Genomic DNA, 17,385 nt, shown 5'->3' on the forward strand with positions numbered 1-17,385 from the left:
GCCGTGCCCACCGCTTCGCCGCAATGAGAAAGATGGTGGACACGCTTCCGCCTTCGCTCTTCGAGCTACAGCGGACAAGTCGCTTTGCCCACTCTACTTCATTTTCCCCGCAAGCTTCTTCATCGCGGCCTTGATCGACGCAGCCGCATCGTCATAGCCATCCCAGGCTTTCGAGCGCGCCAGCAGACCCGGCACCGTCCGCACCGTGTACCGCTTCGGATCGAGATCACCCTTCACCTGCGCCCATGTCACGGGCATCGACACGGTCGCGCCATCGCGCGCACGGGGCGATAGCGGCGCCACCGCCGTCGACAGGCGGTCATTCCGCAAATAATCCAGGAAGATCTTTCCGTTGCGCAGCTTCTTGGACATGTTGAGCAGATAGCGCTCGGGATCGTCGTCGGCCATCCACTGGCAAACGCCTTGCGCGAACGCCTTGGCCTCCTTCCAGCTCACCTTGTCGCGCGCGCCGTGGAGCAGCGGCACCACCACGTGCAGGCCCTTACCGCCGGTGGTCTTGCAAAAGCTCTCCATGCCGACGTCGGTGAGGCGCTGCCGCATCTCCTTGGCGGCGTCCACGACATCGGCAAATTTGACGTCCGGCGCGGGATCTAGATCGAACACCAACCGGCCCGGCGTATCATAGGCGTTCGGGGCACAATTCCAGGGATGCAGCTCGAGGCCGCCGATCTGTGCGACCGCGGCAAGCCCCTCGACGCGATCGATCTGCAAATACGGCTTGCGATCGCCCGAGACTTTCGCGAGCTCCAGCAGATTCGACGTGCCTTGCATCGCATGGCGCTGGAAGAATTTTTCGCCGCCGATGCCATCAGGCGCGCGCAGGATCGAACAGGGACGGCCCTTGATGTGCTCGATCATCCAGGCGCCGACGGCCTCGAAATAGCGCGCGAGATCGAGTTTCGTCACGCCCTCGCCGTCGCCGCCATCCGGCCACAGCTCCTTGTCCGGCTTCGAGACGACGACACCCATCACCTCGGCCGTACCGGCATCCTTCCGCTTGCCTGCCTTCGGCACGGCGCGCTTCCTGGCCGAGGGCTTTGCGAGTTCGGTATCACCTGGTGTTTCCGCCTCGACCTCCTCGGCCGGCTTGTCCTGCCGCAGGCCCTTGAAGGCGGCCTGGCGGATATTGCCGTCGGCGGTGAAGCCGGCGAACTCGATCTCGGCGACGAGCTCCGGCTTCAGCCAGTGCACGTCGCGCGTCTTTTTCGGTGCGTTCTTGCCGCCGAAGGGGCTTTGCCCGGCCTCCATGGCTTTCAGGGACGGCATGATGCGCTTGACCTTGTCCGCGCCGAAGCCGGTGCCGACCATGCCGACGAAGGCAAGATGATCGCCGCGGTGCACGCCCGCCATCAGCGAGCGGAATTTGCCGTTGGTGGTCTTCCAGCCGCCGATCACGACCTCATGGCCGGCGCGGCATTTGGCCTTTGTCCAGCTTTCCGTTCGCCCCGACCGATAAGGCGCGTCGAGCTTCTTCGACACCACGCCTTCGAGCTCGAGCTTGCAGGCCGATTGCAGCACGGCATCGCCGCTGCTCTCGAAATGCTCGACATAGCGGATTTGGCTCGATTTCTTCTTGCCTGCGTTCAGAAGTACCTTGAGACGGTCCTTGCGCTCGCCGAGTGGCAGGCGCCGGCAATCGAGCCCCTCGGCGAACAGGAGGTCGAAGGCAAAGAAGATCAGGTCCTCGGTCTTGCCGTCCGACAGCGCGGCCTGGAGCGAGGAGAAATTCGGCGCGCCGTTGTGATCCAGCGCGACGATCTCGCCGTCAATCATGAGGTCGGGAAGCTCCCCCGCCTCCTTCGCGATGGCTGCGAACTTGTCGGTCCAGTCGAGGCCCTTGCGCGTCTTCAGCGTCGCCTCGCCGTCGTCGACGCGGAGCTGGACGCGATAGCCGTCGAACTTGATCTCGTGGCACCAACCATCGGCCGCCGGCGGCCGCTCGACCGGGGTGCAGAGCTGCGGCGCGACGAAGTCCGGCATCTCCGAGACTTTTTTCGCGGTCGTCGCGGTCGTCGCTTTCTTCTTTGCGCCCGTCCCGCGCTTCAACGCCGCGCCGGGCGCCGGCCTGACGGTGCGCCCTTTCGGCTCCTCGACACGATTGGACTGCCAGACCGCATCGGCCTTGACCTTGGCGCCCTTCGCCAACATGAACGGCTTTGGCGCGCGACCCTTGCCATCGGCGATCTCAGCCATCGCGCGGCCGGAGGCCACCGACTTGTCCTCGCCGAGAATGTCTTCGCTCTCGCTGGCATATTCGTCGCGATGCTTGATCAGGAGCCAGTTGGTGCGCTTGCCCCCGGTGCGGTCATGCCTCATTCGCACCAGCACCCAGCTTCCATGCAACTTGTCGCCGTGGAGCGTGAACTTGAGGTCGCCCTTCTGGAAGCCGCGCTCGGGATCCTCGGACTCCCAGGTGCCGCGGTCCCAGAGCATGACCGTGCCGCCGCCATACTGCCCTTCCGGAATCGTGCCTTCGAAATCGCCATAGTCGAGCGGATGGTCCTCGACCTCGACCGCCAGCCGCTTGTCATGCGGATCCAGCGAGGGTCCCTTGGTGACCGCCCACGACTTGAAGACGCCGTCGAACTCGAGCCGCAGATCATAGTGCAGTCGCGTCGCATCGTGCTTCTGGATCACGAAGCGCCGCTGCGCCGATGGCGCCACCGCGGTCTTGCCCGACGGCTCCGGTGTCTTCTCGAAATCGCGCTTCTGTCGGTAGGTGGAGAGTTTTCGCAGCACGACCGGTCCCGCATTCTCTTTCGGCGCCAAAAGCCTATCACGGCAAAAGTCCCATCCGGAACCAAAACCCGATGGGGCGGTTGGGGTTCCAAAATGCCTTGAAACGCTGGAGAACGGAATGGCCCCGCGCGCCTATTGGAAGGGAACGTTAAAGCTCTCGCTGGTCAGTTGCCCGGTCGCGCTTTATCCGGCGACCACCGCAGCCGAGAAGACGCGGTTTCACATGATCAACCGCGAGACCGGAAACCGGCTCAAGCAGCAGATGGTGGACTCCAGAACCGGTGACGTGGTCGAGAGCGACCAGAAGGGACGCGGCTACGAGCTGCGCAAGGGCAAATATGTCGAGATCGAGCCGGAGGAGCTCGAGGCGGTCCAGATCGAAAGCAACCACACCATCGACATCGAGAGTTTCGTGCCGAGCGACGAGATCGACCAGCGCTACCTCAATCATCCCTATTATATCGCGCCCGACGGCAAGGCCGCGGTCGATGCTTTTGCCGTGATCCGCGACGCCATGAAGGACCAGGACCGCGTTGCGCTCGCCAAGATCGTGCTCACCAACCGCGAGCACATCATCGCGATCGAACCGCTCGGCAAGGGCCTGCTCGGCACCACGTTGCGCTTCCCCTACGAGCTCCGCGACGAGGGCGAGTTCTTCGACGACATCAAGGGCCCCAAGATCACCAAGGACATGGTCGAGCTCGCCAGCCACATCCTGCAGACCAAGGCTGCACATTTCGACCCGAGCAAGTTTAGGGACGACTACGAGACCGCGCTGAAGGCGCTGGTGAAGCGCAAGGCCAGCGGCAAAACAATCGAGCTGCCGGAGCGCGAGGAGCGGCCGAGCAACGTCGTCAGCCTGATGGACGCGCTGAAGCAGAGCCTGAAGGGACGCGGCGGGAAGAAGACGGCAAAGTCGCATGCACGCCGGGCCACCAGAGGGCAACGAGCCACGAAGAAGGCACACCGGTCAACGGCACGGCAGAGGAAGGCGGGGTGACACAGCGGCTAGAACTTTGCAAACTCGAAATGCATTCCGTCCTGGCTGCCTTCGCTGAAGTGTCCTCCCCAGTAGAACCCCAGCTCGTTGGCGGGCTCCACCAATTCGCGCACGCAGCCACGCCGCGGGCATCGCGCGGGCTCCTTGGTGAATTGATTGTCACGCTCGTTGACGTCAAACGCCGAGCCGAAGGCATGATTGGACAGCGCGCTCACCTGGTTGCTTTGCTTGAGACCATGCCCGCCGTTGCCCGGTGACTGGCCGCGCTTGTATCGCGGATTGTAGTCACCATCATAATGCCAGAGGAGATGCAGCAGATCGAGCTCCTCCCAGCGGGCAAACAGCAGAAGCAAGTGCGGCGCGACCAGCCTGTGGCATCGCATGATGCCGGAGAAGCCGGTGACGAACTTCATCTGGGGGATCGGCAGGTCCACGATGTTTGCATTCCGCCAGTCCGGAATCGTGTGATCGCAGCTGTCCTTCGGCACCACCTCGTCCTTGTCGGCGCGGTTGCCGAGCGGCAATTGGACGAACCTGAAGCAACCCAACGCAGCATTGCGATCTGCATTGCTGGGGCTTTCCAGGTTGGTGGGCTTCGGAGGAAAATTGCTCCCCGTCTTGTTGCTATAGAAATTGTCCGGGCGGACGGTATATCCGAGACCCTGCGCGACCTGGAGCGTGGCCTCGTCAAATTTGCCCGTGGTCGGGCGCGAATGCTGGAGCTGGAAGATCTTCGTCGCCTCTTCGGTCTTCATGCCGAACTGGCCATCGATGGCGCCCGTCTGTGTCACGTTGTTCTTGCGCAGGAAGTACTGCCAGCGCTGGACTTCCAGCGGGTTGTTCTCGCCACCACGCTCCAGGAAGAAAGGCATATGAGTCTCCTCAGAACCGAATTCAGCGTTCAAATGTCGGGCCTTCGTCCGGCCGGCGGGTTATCGAAGCGCCTCACACGCGCCAGCTGAGGAATCGACGATGTCCTGCACGCCGCGCAGCATCGTGTCGCAATCGCGAATGACTTGAGCTTCCTTGCGCTTGATCGGCCCCCAATGGGCCAGTTTATTCCGCAGGCCGACAGCCGCGAATTCTGCGGCAAAAGCTGGAGCCTCCTTGGTCAACTGCTGAAATTCCTTCCCCGTCCCGGTCCCCCAGTTCTTGAGCATTTTCGGCTTGCAGTGGACGTCCTCCTTGAAGATCTCCACGAAGCCGGACGGGGTAACCTGGTATGTCGCGAACAAGGGAGGCAGCAGCGGGCTCATGCTGCGCGCATTGAAGCTGACCTGGAAAAGACCGGCTTCGGCCGTCTCACCGTCTTCATTGTCCGCGGAGTAGTCGCGCCCCTCGCAGTACTGGCCCGAGCTCTCGCGCATGCCGAGACCGATCAGGAGCACGAACAGATGGCGCAGCGTGTCCGCGCTGGTGGTTTCGTTGCTCCATCCGAGCGCCTGGAATTCGGGAGTGTAGAGGGATAGTGCGTCGACCGCTGGCGCACGGGTGTCAGCTTTGGCCATCTCGATCGCCGCCACGTCATCGGCCAGGAATTTGCAGTAAACCCTGCCATAGGTGACGGCCATCCCCTTGATATAGCCGATGGGTGCGACACCCCGGTTTTTCCAATCGAAGTCGGCAATGGGCGAGGCGGCGGCGAGAGCGACGATCTGGCCCACAACTGGCCCGAATGACGATGCAGCTGCAGCGGCCTTCATGGCAGACGGGGCTCGCCCGTTTTTCCGCTTCGGCGTCCGCTTTGCCGGCGCGCGCGAGCGCTTCGGCGGCGTCTTTGAAACGCCCTTCCTCCTGGCGGATACCTTCTTCGCCTTGCTCTTGGTGGACGCCTTTTTCGCCATTGTGCTCACTGCTCCATCATCTGCAGACGCACAGAACTTGCCCGGTCCCAAGCCCGGAGAATACGACCGAATGATACAATCATTGGTTGCTTTGTGAAATCCATTCCGGTTGGCGGGCGGTGCGGCGCTTTAACGCGCTTCGACGCTCGCCTCCGGATACGCTCAACGGCCGGCAGCGCCGAACCGGGGAGACTAATCCCCCGCCTTCAGCCGGTACCCGATCCCCGTCTCCGTCAGCACATATTGCGGGCGTTCGGGATCGGCTTCGATCTTCTGGCGGAGCTGGCGGACATAGACGCGCAGATATTGCGCGTCGGTGAGCTCGTCCCAGAGCTCTTTCAGCAGGAAACGATGGGTCAGCACCTTGCCGGCGTGCTGCACCAGCACGCGCAAAAGATCGTATTCCTTCGGCGACAGTTTTACGTCGCGCTCGCCGACCTTGACGATCCGGCGCACGAGATCGACGGAGAGGTCGCCGGTGCGGAATATCGGACGTTCACCCTGTACCTGGAGCTGGTGCCGCAGCGCGGCGCGCAGGCGCGCCAACAGCTCGTCCATGCCGAATGGCTTTGTCAGATAATCGTCGGCGCCGAGATCGAGCGCCTGCACCTTGCCGGCCTCGTCGCCGCGGCTCGACAGCACCACGATCGGCACGCCCTCGTTGCGGCCGCGGATGGTGCGCAGCAATTCGTGGCCCTGGATGTCCGGCAGGCCGAGATCGAGAATGATCAGCGCGGGTTCTTCCGCGAGCTTCTCAAGCGCGGTCTTTCCGTTCGATGCTTCCAGGATCTCGTAGCCTTGCGTCGAGAGTCCCATCCGCAGCAATTTTCGGATCGGCGGCTCGTCGTCGATGACCAGAACCTTGATCGGGGCGGCGCTCATGCGGCGGTATCCAATGCGTGGGTCCGTGCCGGAACGGGCAGCCGGATGGTGAGGATCGCGCCGCTGCGGTCGCCGCGGTTGGCGGCCGAGATCGTGCCCTGCATCGCCTCGACGAAGCCGCGGGAGATGGCGAGCCCCAGCCCGGTGCCGGGACGGACATGGTCGCCCTTCTGCACCCGATAGAACTTGTCGAACACGCTCTCGAGCTCGTCAGGCGGAATGCCGCCACCCTGGTCGGCGATCTCTAGCACAACATGATTCCCCTCGCGCCGGCTGCGGATCGAGATCGTCGTCTCGGGCAGCGAATATTTCGCGGCATTGTCGAGCAGATTGAACAGCACTTGCTCGAACAGCACGGCATCGAGCTGAAGCATCGGCAGATCGGCGGCCAGCACCAGTTCCACCTTGTGCGCCGTCAATATCTTGCTCGCACGCCGCAGCGCGCTGCCGACGATCTCGCCGAGATCGTGCAGTGCCGCGTTGGGCACGATGGCGCCGGATTCGAGCTTTGTCATGTCGAGCAGATTGGCAATGAAGCGGTTGAGGCGCTCGGACTCGTCGATCACGGTAGCGAGCAGATCACGCTTCTCGGTGTCGGACAGCGCACCGGCGAGATCGCGCATGGTCGAGGCCGCACCGAGCACGGAGGCGAGCGGCGTCTTGAGGTCGTGCGAGATCGAGGTCAGCAGCGCAGAGCGCAACCGCTCGGATTCGACGGTGCGCTTGACGCGATCCACGTCCTCGACCAGCAGCACGCGCTCGATTGCCAGTGCGCCCTGGTCGACGAGCGCATCGAGCAGCCGGCGCTGGTCCGGGGTCAGCAGCGGGCCGGTGCGATCATTGTCGATGCCGATGACGCCGATCGGACCACGCCCGGTGCGCATCGGCAGGAACAGCCGCTTGGCGCCGGGCAGCGTGTCCGAGCCGCGGCCGGCGGGACGATCGTTGCTCCAGGCCCAATTGGCGGCGGCGAGATCGGCCTGGTCGATCTGGTCCTCGGGCGGATAGCCGGACTTCACCGTGAGCAGCCCTTCCTCCGGCAGCAGCAGGACCACGCGAACCTTCAGCATCAGCGCAGTTTGATAGGCAGTTGCCCAGAGCACATCGTCGAGCGTGCCGGTGCCCGTGAGCTTGCGGCTGAACGCATAGAGCTGCTCGGTCGTGCGGATGCGGCCGAGCGCGGTGTCCGCCTGCGTGCGCACCCGCCCGGCGACGTTCGACACCACGAACGCGATCAACATGAAAAAGAAGAACGCCGCGACATTGGTCGGGTCGGTAATCGTGAAGGTGTAGACCGGCGGCAGGAAGAAGAAGTTGTACGCCAGCGACGCCGCGACGCTCGCAAGGAGCGACGGCCACAACCCGTAGCGAACAGCCACAGCGACAACCGCGGTCAGGAACATCAGGTCGACGTTTTCGATACCGAAATACGGCTTGATGGCCACCGCTGCGGCAAGGCCGAGCGCGGTAATCCCGAGCGCCTTCAAATAGGGCCGCGCATCAAACGCCTCTGCCCGTGCCGCCGTCTGAACCGCCGTCTTCGGCGCCGGCTCGGTCGTGAGCTCATCGCCGGGAATGACGTGAACGCTGATATTGCCGGCACTGCGCACGAGATCGTGCACGACGGAGCCGCGCGTCAGTTCGAACCAACGCGAGCGCGTCGATTTTCCGATCACGATCTGGGTGACGTTGTTGCCTTGCGCGAAGTTGATCACGTCGTCGGCGATGCGGCGGCCGACAGCGGGAATGGTCAGCGCTTCGCCGCCCAGCGATTCGGCAAGCCGCAGCGTATCGGCGAGACGGTCGCGCTCCTCGTCCGAAAGCTGCAGCGACCGCCGGGTCTCGATCGAGATCGCGGTGAATTGCGCATGCAGCCGGTCGGCCAGCCGCTTGGTGTAGCGCACGAGCCCGGCCGCGCGCGGATCCTCGCTGATGCAGACGAGGATGCGCTCGCCCGCGGCCCATGGGCCGGCGATGGCATTCGCCTGCATGTGATTGAGAAGCTGCTCGTCGACCCGCTCGGCCGTACGCCGCAGCGCCAGCTCGCGCAGCGCGGTCAGATTGCCCGGCGAAAAATAGTGCTCCAGCGCCCGCTCGGCCTGCTTGGGCACATAGACCTTGCCCTCTCGCAGCCGCTGGATCAAATCGTCGGGCGTGAGGTCGATCAGCTCGATCGCATCGGCGCGGTCGAATACCGAGTCCGGCACGGTCTCGCGCACCCGCACATGGGTGATCTGGGCGACGACGTCGTTCAGGCTCTCGATATGCTGGATGTTGACGGCGGTGTAAACGTCGATGCCGTGGGACAGCAGCTCCTCGACGTCGAGATAGCGCTTGGGATGGCGGCTGCCGGCGGCATTGGTATGAGCGAGCTCGTCAACCAGTGCGATTCGAGGGCGGCGCTCGATCACGGCATCGAGGTCCATCTCCTCGACGATCTGGCCGCGGTAATCGAACCTCATGCGCGGCACCACCTCGAGCCCGCGCACCAGCGCCTCGGTCTCCGCGCGGCCATGGGTCTCGACAAAGCCGACCACCACGTCGATGCCCGCCTTGCGCCTGGCATGGGCGCTTTGCAGCATCTCGTAAGTCTTGCCGACGCCGGGGGCGGCGCCGACGAAGATCTTCAGCTTGCCGCTCGCGCTCTCCTCCCGGCGCGCGGCTTCAAGCAGCGCCTCGGGAGACGGACGTTGTTCGGGATCGCGGCGTTCTCTGACCATGAGGCCAATATAATCATCCGCGCGCCGCGAGCCTAGAGCGCTACTTCGCGGCAACGCGATCGAGCGCGAGGTTTAGAGCAAGGACGTTAACCCGCGGTTCGCCGATCAGGCCGAACAGACGACCCTGGGTATTGGAGGCCACGAGCTGCTTGACCTGATCGTCCGGCAGATTCCGCGCCTTCGCCACCCGCGGCACCTGAAATTCGGCCGCCTCCGGCGAGATGTCCGGGTCGAGGCCGCTGGCCGAGGTGGTGACCAGGTCGACCGGCACGGCGGCGTTCGGATTTTCAGCCTTCAGCTTGTCCACGTCCTCCTTGAGCCGGTCAGCCAGCGCCTTGCTGGTCGGGCCAAGGTTGGAGCCGCCCGAGTTGGCCGCGTTGTAGGGCGCCGGGACCGTCTTGGTCGAATCATTCGGGTCCGGCGCCAAAGTCGCCGACAGGCGGCCGTGGAAATATTTGTCCTCCTTGAACTCCTGCCCGATCAGGGCGGAGCCGATCACCTTGCCGTCCCGCTCGATCAGGCTGCCTTGCGCCTGCGAGGGGAAGATCGCACCGGCAATGGCGGTCATTGCGAGCGGATAGGCCAGGCCGGTGATGGCGGTGAGCACCAGCAGCAGGACGATGGCGGGGCGGATTTCTCTGAGCATGTTATGTCTCCTAAGTCCTCGTCATTGCGCGCGGCGCATCGCGCCGCGTGACGACGGTCAAGCCAGGTGCAAGGCGGTCACGACGAGATCGATCGCCTTGATGCCGATGAAGGGAATGAGGATTCCACCCAGGCCGTAGATCAGCAGGTTGCGACGGAGCAACGCGCCGGCACCGACCGCGCGGTAGGCGACGCCTTTGAGCGCCAGCGGGATCAGCGCGATGATGATCAGCGCGTTGAAGATGATCGCCGACAGGATGGCGCTCTGCGGGCTCGATAGGTTCATGACGTTGAGCACGTTGAGTTGCGGGTAGAACGCCAGGAACATCGCCGGGATGATCGCAAAATACTTTGCGACGTCGTTGGCGATCGAGAACGTCGTCAGCGCACCGCGTGTCATCAGCAGCTGCTTGCCGATCTCGACCACCTCGATCAGCTTGGTCGGGTTGGAATCGAGGTCGACCATGTTGCCGGCCTCGCGGGCGGCCTGCGTGCCGGTGTTCATGGCGACGCCGACGTCGGCCTGGGCAAGCGCCGGCGCGTCGTTGGTGCCGTCGCCGCACATGGCGACCAGCTTGCCCTTGGCCTGCTCGTCGCGGATCAGCTTGAGCTTGTCCTCGGGCGTTGCCTGCGCGAGGAAATCATCGACGCCCGCCTCCGCCGCGATCGCAGCGGCCGTCATCGGGTTGTCGCCGGTGATCATGATGGTGCGGATGCCCATGCGGCGCAGTTCTGCGAAGCGCTCGCGGATGCCGCCCTTGACGATGTCCTTGAGCTGGATCACGCCGAGCAGCTTGCCGTCCTTGGCGACCGCAAGCGGCGTTCCGCCCGCTTTCGATATCTCGTCGGCAATGGTCTGGACTTCACGGCCGACGTCGGAAAGCACTGCAGGCTGGATGGCACGCGCGGTGTTGCCGGAGGCAACGGCCAGCGGCGCACCGCCGCCGACATAATTGAGCATGGCATCGACAGCGCCCTTGCGCACCGACGAGCCGCCGGCATCGACACCGCTCATGCGGGTTTGTGCCGTGAACGGAATGAAGGTGGCGCCAAGCTCGGCCATGTCGCGGCCGCGCATGGAATACTTCTCCTTCGCTAGCACGACGATCGAGCGGCCTTCCGGCGTCTCGTCGGCGAGCGAGGCGAGCTGCGCCGCATCGGCGAGCTCCTGCTCGGTGACGCCGCGAACCGGGCGGAAGGCGGTCGCCTGGCGGTTGCCGAGCGTGATCGTACCGGTCTTGTCGAGCAGCAGCGTGTCGACGTCACCGGCAGCCTCGACCGCGCGGCCGGACATCGCCAGCACGTTGAAGCGGACCAGGCGGTCCATGCCGGCGATACCGATCGCCGATAGCAGCGCGCCGATCGTGGTCGGGATCAGCGTCACGAACAGTGCGACCAGCACGACCACCGAGATCGAGCCGCCGGCATAAGCCGCATAGCTCGGAATGGTGACGGTGGCGAACACGAAGATGATGGTGAGGCCGGCGAGCAGGATGTTGAGCGCGATCTCGTTCGGCGTCTTCTGCCGCTCGGCGCCCTCGACCAGCTTGATCATGCGGTCGATGAAGGTCGAGCCTTGCGCGGCCGTGATGCGGACGCGGATCCAGTCGGACAGCACCTGCGTGCCGCCGGTCACCGCCGACCGGTCGCCGCCGGACTCGCGGATCACGGGCGCGGACTCGCCGGTGATGGCGGCTTCGTTGACGGAAGCGACGCCTTCGATCACCTCGCCGTCGGAGGGGATGGTGTCCCCTGCCTCGACCAGCACGATGTCGCCGACCTTCAGGCTGGTGCCCGGCACCAGGTTGAAGGCCTGGCCGGCACCGCTCAGGAGCTTGGCCTGGCTCTCGGTGCGGGTCTTGCGCAACGATTCGGCTTGTGCCTTGCCGCGGCCTTCAGCCACCGCTTCGGCGAAATTGGCGAACAGCACCGTGAACCAGAGCCAGAGGATGATCTGGAAGGTGAAGCCGAGACTCTCGCCGCCGGTGACGAGGTCGCGCAGGAAGATCACCGTGGTGAGCGCGGCCACGATCTCGACCACGAACATCACGGGGTTCTTGATCATCAGCCGCGGGTCGAGCTTGGTGAAGGACGCGCTGATCGCGGGCAGAACGATCTTGGGATCGAGCATTGCCGACATCGGGGCACGTTTTTGCAGTTTCATCGTATCCATGGAGGTCACTCCAAACAATCAGAAGACGTTGCCGGCGTTCATCGCGAGTTGCTCGACGATCGGGCCGAGCGCGAGTGCCGGGAAGAAGGTCAGGCCGCCGATGATCAGGATCACGCCCACGACGAGGCCGACGAACAGCCCGCCCGTGGTCGGGAACGTGCCCGCCGACGGCGGGATCGACTTCTTGGCGGCCAGCGAGCCCGCAATCGCCATCGCCGGAACGATCATGAAGAACCGGCCGACGAACATCGCGGATGCGAGGGTGAGGTTGTAGAACAGCGTGTTGCCGGTGAGGCCCGCGAAGGCCGAGCCGTTGTTGCCGGTCGCCGAGGTGAAGGCGTAGAGCACCTCGGTGAAGCCATGCGGGCCGGCATTCGCCATCGAGGCGACCGCCGCCGGATAGACCACGCCGACCGCGGTCCAGCCGAGATACATCAGCGGCAGCACCAGGATCGCGAGCATCGCCATCTTGACCTCGCGCGCCTCGATCTTCTTGCCGACATATTCCGGCGTGCGGCCGACCATCAGGCCGGCGACGAAGATCGCGAGCACGACGAACAGCAGCATGCCATAGAGGCCGGCGCCCACGCCGCCGATGATGACTTCACCGAGCTGCATGTTGATCAGCGGGATCATGCCGCCGAGCGCGGTGAAGCTGTCATGCATGGCGTTGACCGCGCCGCAGGAGGCGGCCGTGGTCACCACGGCGAACAGCGAGGAGGCGACGATGCCGAAGCGGACTTCCTTGCCCTCCATGTTGCCGCCAGTCAGGCCGAGCGCATGCATCATCGAGGTGCCGTTGGCTTCCGCCCAATAGGTGATGACGACGCCGGCGATGAACAGCACGCCCATGACCGCGAAGATCGCCCAGCCCTGGCGCTGGTTGCCGACCATGCGGCCGAACACATTGGTCATGGCCGCGCCGATCAGGAAGATCGAGAGCATCTGCACGAGATTCGACAGCGCGGTCGGGTTCTCGAAGGGATGCGCGGCGTTGGCGTTGAAGAAGCCGCCGCCATTGGTGCCGAGCATCTTGATCGCAACCTGCGATGCGACCGGGCCGACCGCGATGGTCTGCTTGGCGCCTTCGAGCGTAGTGGCCTCGACGTAATCGCCGAGCGTCTGCGGGATGCCCTGCCAGACCAGGAACAGTGTGTAGACGACGCAGATCGGCAGCAGCACATAAAGTGTCGTGCGGGTGACGTCGACCCAGAAATTGCCGACCGTGCGCATCGAGGCGCGCGAGAATCCGCGGATCATGGCCACCGCGAGCGCGATGCCGGTCGCCGCCGACAGGAAGTTCTGGTGCGTCAGGCCGAGCATCTGCACGAGATAGGATAGCGTGCTCTCGCCGCCGTAATTCTGCCAGTTGGTGTTGGTTATGAAGGAAATCGCGGTGTTGAAGGAGAGATCCTGGGCGACCGCGCCCTGCCCGGCCGGGTTGAACGGCAACACCGCCTGAAGCCGCATCACGCCGTAGATGATGAGGAAGCCGCCGACATGAAACAGCAGCATGGAGACCGTGTAGGTCAGCCAATGCTGCTCGCGCCTGTCGTCGACGCCGGAGAACCAGTAGATGCCGGCCTCGATCGGCCGCAGCACCGGCGAGAGAAACGTCCGCTCGCCGTTGAACACAGCCGTCATGTACCCGCCGAGCGGTTTCGTCAGCGCGACGATAATCGCGCAAAAGAGAATGATCTGGAGCCAACCGATCACGGTCATGGAATCAACCCTTCAGGCTTGGTGCCCGGCCCAGCAACGACCGGAGCACCGTCAGGAGGCAGGCGACGAGCACGGCGTCCGCCAGCAGCAATTTGACAATGAGCAGCACGGTCAGAACCGTTCCGGCCGGAGCAGCGCGTAGGTGAGGTAAATCAGGAGGCCGAACGAGACGGCGCTGGCGAGCGTATAATCGAAGATCATGGTGCGCCCCTCACAGCCGTTCGCAGGCATAGGTGTAGCCGATCGCAAGGGCGAAGAAGACGAAGCCCAGCGCCAGCATCAGGATGTCCATCATGGCGATACTCCTCAGTACGAGACGATGTCTGGCATAGCCCGTCTCCGGATCCCGGCGGGCCGCGTGCTGCGAGCGAACGCAACACGTGTCTCTCCCGGCCGGGAACTTCACCGCGCTGAAATGCCACCGCGCGCATAGGTTTTCGAGATGAGGCCTATGGCGACGTTATAGGAATCCCATAAAGGCCGGCACGTCGTGGCCGGCCACTATGTGGCACCGACGCTGTATTTCGGGCGGTCGTTCCGAGCAGGCAGCGCAGCGACACAAACCACCATCGCTTTCACGACCGTTGTTAAGGCAGGCCATGGCCAGGGTCTTTTCAAAAAGCCCTGCTTCTATAAGCCTTCACCTTCGACGGAGACGGCGGTCGGCGATCTGTCGCTCATACCCGGAAGATTCCGTGCACTTATGAAATCCCTATATCTCCCGTCCCGTCCCCATCTCGTTTTCAAATGCGCTTCCAGCCATCTTGGAGAGGCCGGCCGACTGACCGACACCAATTCCAGGAGGCCTGACATGACCGCCGTTCTCCGACGCCTTGCCCCACCTTCCCTCAACCAGCAGCTTCGCGCGGCACCGGCAATGACGCGTCCGCTGATGCTCGACATCATCGATCAGGCCTGCCGGCGCTTCCCGTCGCGCGGGCGGAGCGAGCGCAGTGCGCGTATCATGCGCCTGGTCGATGCCGAGGCCTGGACCGACGCCGCGCTGGCGCTGATCGAGCTCGAGCTGCCGCTGTGGCAGGTCCGCCGCATCGCCTATGACGAGGGCGAGTGGCATTGCGCTCTGTCGCGCGAGCGCGAATTGCCGGACTGGCTCGACGCCGCCGTCGAAGCCCGGCATGCCGATCTTGCGCTGGCATTGCTGTCGGCCTTCATCGAGGTACAGGCGTTAGCCGTGGAGGTATCGCGGCCGAGCGTTCCCACCGTGCGCCCCGCCCCGGACCCGCTCTATCAGCCGGTCGCCTGCGAGAATTTCAGCTAAGCCAAGCGGAGGTTCGCGCCTTGCCGCAATCTTCGGACAGTCGCGGGTCCTCAGCCCGGCGCGGGTGATCGCGCGCTTTGCCGTCCGCCTCGCACTGCTCGTTGCCTTTGCAGCCTTCGGCAGCGTCGGCTTTGCACGCAGCCTCTCCGCCCTGCTCTGGATGTCGATCATCCTGTGCGCCCTCGCCGGCCTCGTCAGGCGCGAGCCGCTGTTCGGTGCCGTCCTCAATCATTGGGACGAAGGCGTTGCCTTCGGCGCGCTGTTCGCGCTGGTTCAGGTCGTCAACGAGCTGGCCTGAACATCGGGCTTTATGACCTTCCTATGAGATCGTCGCGCAGCCTCACTCGAAATCATATTCGCTTGAAAAGATATTGATCGGGTGGTCGCGGGACACGCACCCGCCGCCCGCGTCAATCGGAAGGAATACGAAAGTGAAACTCGTCGAACCTCCCTCGTGCAGCTCACCCTCGACCATCGTCTTCATCGGCCGCAACCACAGGGGACAGTGGGTCGCGCAGCAGCAGAACGGCCTCTACGGTGGCCTGTTCGTCAACCGCGCCCAGGCCATCAAATATGCGCTGTTCGAGAACGGACAGCATCCTGAGACCATCATCGAGCTGCCGCGCGAGATCGAGCTCGACATGGGCAGCAGCCCCGATGCCGCTGCTCCCAAGCGCGCCGCCTGAGCTTCTCGGCAAAAAGCCATGTTCATCCCACCCTCCGCCTGGTTCACCGGGTTCATACCAGACCTGCCGACGCCGTTCGATTCGGCCGACACGATCGACCTGAAGGCGTTCGCCACGCTCTGCGAGCGTCAGATCGCGGCCGGCGTGCCCGCACTCGTGGTGTGCGAGACCGCCGGCGAGGCACCGACGCTCTCGCCGGCCGAGCAGGCGCTGATCATTCGCACCGCGGTCGATGTCGCGCGCGGCCGCGTGCGGATCATTGCCGGCGCCGTGTCGAATTCGACGAGCCACGCCATCGAACTCGCGCGGCGGGCGGAAGCCGCCGGCGCCGATGCCGTGATGTCGGTGGTGCCCGCCTACAACAAGCCGATGCAGGAAGGAATGCTCGCGCACTTCCGCGCCATTGCCGGCGCGATCGGCCTGCCCGTGATCCTGCACGACACACCCTCCCGCACGCTGCGCCCGCTCGCCGACGAGACGCTTCTGCGTCTCGTCGAATCGCGCCGGTTCGTGGGCCTGCGCGATGCGAGTGGCGACATCACCCGTCCGATGCGCCTGTCCCGCCACTTGCCTGCCGGCTTTCGCTGTCTATCCGGCGACGACACCACCTCCTTCGGCTTCATCGCGGGCGGCGGCGATGGCGCGATCTCGGAGGTTGCCAACGTCGCGCCGGATCTCTGCCGCACGATTTTTTCACATGTCAGGCAGGGCCGGCTGCAATCCGCCCGCTACCTGCACAGGCGCCTGATCCCCTTGATCGCCTGCCTCGGGAAGGAGAGCCCGGCCGCACTCAAATGTGCACTCGGCGTGCTTGGCCTGATGTCGCCTGCCACAAGGCTTCCGATCGTTCCGCTGGACGCAGCCGCGCAGAGGGAAGTGGTACGCGCATTCGCCGCGATCGCCGACGAGGAGCTGATCGACCGCGTCGGCGCCTGAGGCGTCGCACGGCATCCGGGTATCCCCATGCGGCAATCAATCGAAGGGCCTCACAGGCTGCTCCGCGCCTGGCAGCTCGCGCTGCTGCGATTTGCGGTGACGCTCGATGAGTCCGACAGGCTTAATGTCGCCGCGCTCGCGGCAGAGCTCGATCATCTCGGCGGCGGCGCCAGGGCCTCCATCCACTTCTTTCGGCGGACCAACTCGCAACTCTGTGCGGCTATCAGCGGGCAGCGGCAGAGTGTGGAAGCGACGCTGGAATGCTTCTGCAAGCAGATCGAGGAACCGCGGCTGCGGAACGCCTTTGCTGCAGCGATCGGGATGACGCATTCGGATCCTGCGCCGTCTCAGGTCCGGCCGAAGCGGAACCCCGGTCTCTTCAGAGGGCTGCCGGCACGACGGTCGGCATCTTTATAGCATTCCTATACTGGTGCCTCGGCGCTCGTCTCGCAATCCTACGCAACGATGGACATCATGAGAGACAGATCGGAACGGCCGTCTCGCCGCCCGAGGCAGAAGGACTTCCAAAATGTCGGTAATGACACATGGCTTTGACCGGCCCTTCGGCGGGGCCGAACGCTCGCCGCGCATTTCCGGGACGCGCAAGGCCCAGCTCAAACGCATCGCGCTCAGCGCACTGACCCTGCTCTCGATGGCCAGCGTGCTCACGGCGCTGATTGCGCTCAAGACCGCGATCTATGTCTGGCATTTCCACGCCTGACGGCATGGGAGACCATC

The 17,385-nt window shown here is 64.3% G+C and carries 18 protein-coding genes; 7 read left to right on the forward strand and 11 right to left on the reverse strand.

The window, feature by feature from the left end; translation table 11 throughout:
- Positions 1-93 precede the first annotated feature (93 nt).
- A complete protein-coding gene (gene ligD, locus AC5ZFO_RS16220) occupies positions 94-2,760 on the reverse strand; it encodes a DNA ligase D (protein WP_496122243.1) in 2,667 nt (888 codons plus the stop codon).
- A gap of 118 nt (positions 2,761-2,878) precedes the next feature.
- On the opposite strand from ligD, the gene ku reads away from it, so the two are divergent.
- A complete protein-coding gene (gene ku / locus AC5ZFO_RS16225; RefSeq protein ID WP_496122228.1) occupies positions 2,879-3,760 on the forward strand; it encodes a non-homologous end joining protein Ku in 882 nt (293 codons plus the stop codon).
- Positions 3,761-3,768: 8 nt separating this feature from the next.
- Here the strand turns inward: ku and AC5ZFO_RS16230 are convergent, their stop codons facing one another.
- Together AC5ZFO_RS16230 and AC5ZFO_RS16235 are read right to left on the reverse strand one after the other, a co-directional pair.
- Positions 3,769-4,632, reverse strand: a complete 864-nt coding sequence (locus AC5ZFO_RS16230; protein ID WP_282522936.1) for a M15 family metallopeptidase — start codon at positions 4,630-4,632, stop codon at positions 3,769-3,771.
- Positions 4,633-4,692: 60 nt separating this feature from the next.
- Positions 4,693-5,463 carry a hypothetical protein gene (locus AC5ZFO_RS16235; RefSeq protein WP_282522937.1) on the reverse strand — a complete coding sequence of 257 codons (771 nt, stop codon included), beginning with the start codon at positions 5,461-5,463 and terminating at the stop codon, positions 4,693-4,695.
- Here AC5ZFO_RS16235 and AC5ZFO_RS16240 point away from each other — a divergent pair.
- Entirely contained in the window at positions 5,462-5,701 is a 240-nt protein-coding gene (locus AC5ZFO_RS16240; RefSeq protein WP_282522938.1) for a hypothetical protein, read from the forward strand. The genes AC5ZFO_RS16235 and AC5ZFO_RS16240 overlap by 2 nt on opposite strands.
- Before the next feature lie 95 nt (positions 5,702-5,796).
- Here AC5ZFO_RS16240 and AC5ZFO_RS16245 read toward each other — a convergent pair whose 3' ends face one another.
- The 7 genes from AC5ZFO_RS16245 to AC5ZFO_RS16275 form a co-directional block, all read right to left on the reverse strand.
- Positions 5,797-6,486 (reverse strand): response regulator, encoded by a 690-nt coding sequence (locus tag AC5ZFO_RS16245; protein ID WP_014492778.1) that lies wholly within the window; start codon positions 6,484-6,486, stop codon positions 5,797-5,799.
- The gene (locus tag AC5ZFO_RS16250) at positions 6,483-9,206 is read right to left on the reverse strand and encodes a DUF4118 domain-containing protein (protein WP_282522939.1); all 2,724 of its coding nucleotides are present in this window, start codon (positions 9,204-9,206) and stop codon (positions 6,483-6,485) included. Before AC5ZFO_RS16250 ends, AC5ZFO_RS16245 begins: the two co-directional genes overlap by 4 nt.
- 40 nt (positions 9,207-9,246) lie before the next feature.
- Complete coding sequence (locus tag AC5ZFO_RS16255; RefSeq protein ID WP_282522940.1) at positions 9,247-9,852, reverse strand: K(+)-transporting ATPase subunit C; 606 nt, start codon at positions 9,850-9,852, stop codon at positions 9,247-9,249.
- Between the two features lie 57 nt (positions 9,853-9,909).
- On the reverse strand, positions 9,910-12,024 hold the full coding sequence (kdpB, locus tag AC5ZFO_RS16260; protein ID WP_282522941.1) for a potassium-transporting ATPase subunit KdpB: 2,115 nt from the start codon (positions 12,022-12,024) through the stop codon (positions 9,910-9,912).
- A gap of 18 nt (positions 12,025-12,042) precedes the next feature.
- Positions 12,043-13,746 (reverse strand): potassium-transporting ATPase subunit KdpA, encoded by a 1,704-nt coding sequence (kdpA, locus tag AC5ZFO_RS16265; RefSeq protein ID WP_282522942.1) that lies wholly within the window; start codon positions 13,744-13,746, stop codon positions 12,043-12,045.
- A gap of 111 nt (positions 13,747-13,857) precedes the next feature.
- The gene (locus AC5ZFO_RS16270) at positions 13,858-13,947 is read right to left on the reverse strand and encodes a K(+)-transporting ATPase subunit F (RefSeq protein ID WP_282522943.1); all 90 of its coding nucleotides are present in this window, start codon (positions 13,945-13,947) and stop codon (positions 13,858-13,860) included.
- Between the two features lie 10 nt (positions 13,948-13,957).
- Positions 13,958-14,152, reverse strand: coding sequence for a hypothetical protein (locus AC5ZFO_RS16275; protein WP_282522944.1), 195 nt, complete (start codon positions 14,150-14,152; stop codon positions 13,958-13,960).
- 405 nt (positions 14,153-14,557) lie between these two features.
- Here AC5ZFO_RS16275 and AC5ZFO_RS16280 point away from each other — a divergent pair, with 405 nt between their 5' ends.
- From AC5ZFO_RS16280 to dapA, 4 genes are all read left to right on the forward strand, one after another.
- Entirely contained in the window at positions 14,558-15,025 is a 468-nt protein-coding gene (locus AC5ZFO_RS16280) for a hypothetical protein (protein ID WP_282522945.1), read from the forward strand.
- A gap of 64 nt (positions 15,026-15,089) precedes the next feature.
- Positions 15,090-15,323, forward strand: coding sequence for a hypothetical protein (locus AC5ZFO_RS16285; protein WP_496122229.1), 234 nt, complete (start codon positions 15,090-15,092; stop codon positions 15,321-15,323).
- A 133-nt stretch (positions 15,324-15,456) separates the two neighbouring features.
- Positions 15,457-15,711: a hypothetical protein gene (locus AC5ZFO_RS16290; protein ID WP_282522947.1), complete on the forward strand. Its 255-nt coding sequence runs from the start codon at positions 15,457-15,459 to the stop codon at positions 15,709-15,711.
- A gap of 18 nt (positions 15,712-15,729) precedes the next feature.
- The gene (dapA, locus tag AC5ZFO_RS16295) at positions 15,730-16,647 is read left to right on the forward strand and encodes a 4-hydroxy-tetrahydrodipicolinate synthase (protein ID WP_282522948.1); all 918 of its coding nucleotides are present in this window, start codon (positions 15,730-15,732) and stop codon (positions 16,645-16,647) included.
- 36 nt (positions 16,648-16,683) lie between these two features.
- On the opposite strand, the gene AC5ZFO_RS16300 is transcribed toward dapA, so the two are convergent.
- A complete protein-coding gene (locus AC5ZFO_RS16300; RefSeq protein WP_282522949.1) occupies positions 16,684-16,977 on the reverse strand; it encodes a hypothetical protein in 294 nt (97 codons plus the stop codon).
- 199 nt (positions 16,978-17,176) lie between these two features.
- On the opposite strand from AC5ZFO_RS16300, the gene AC5ZFO_RS16305 reads away from it, so the two are divergent.
- The gene (locus tag AC5ZFO_RS16305; RefSeq protein WP_282522950.1) at positions 17,177-17,368 is read left to right on the forward strand and encodes a hypothetical protein; all 192 of its coding nucleotides are present in this window, start codon (positions 17,177-17,179) and stop codon (positions 17,366-17,368) included.
- The last annotated feature ends 17 nt before the right edge of the window (positions 17,369-17,385 follow it).

This window comes from Bradyrhizobium sp. Unk1, from assembly GCF_059512345.1.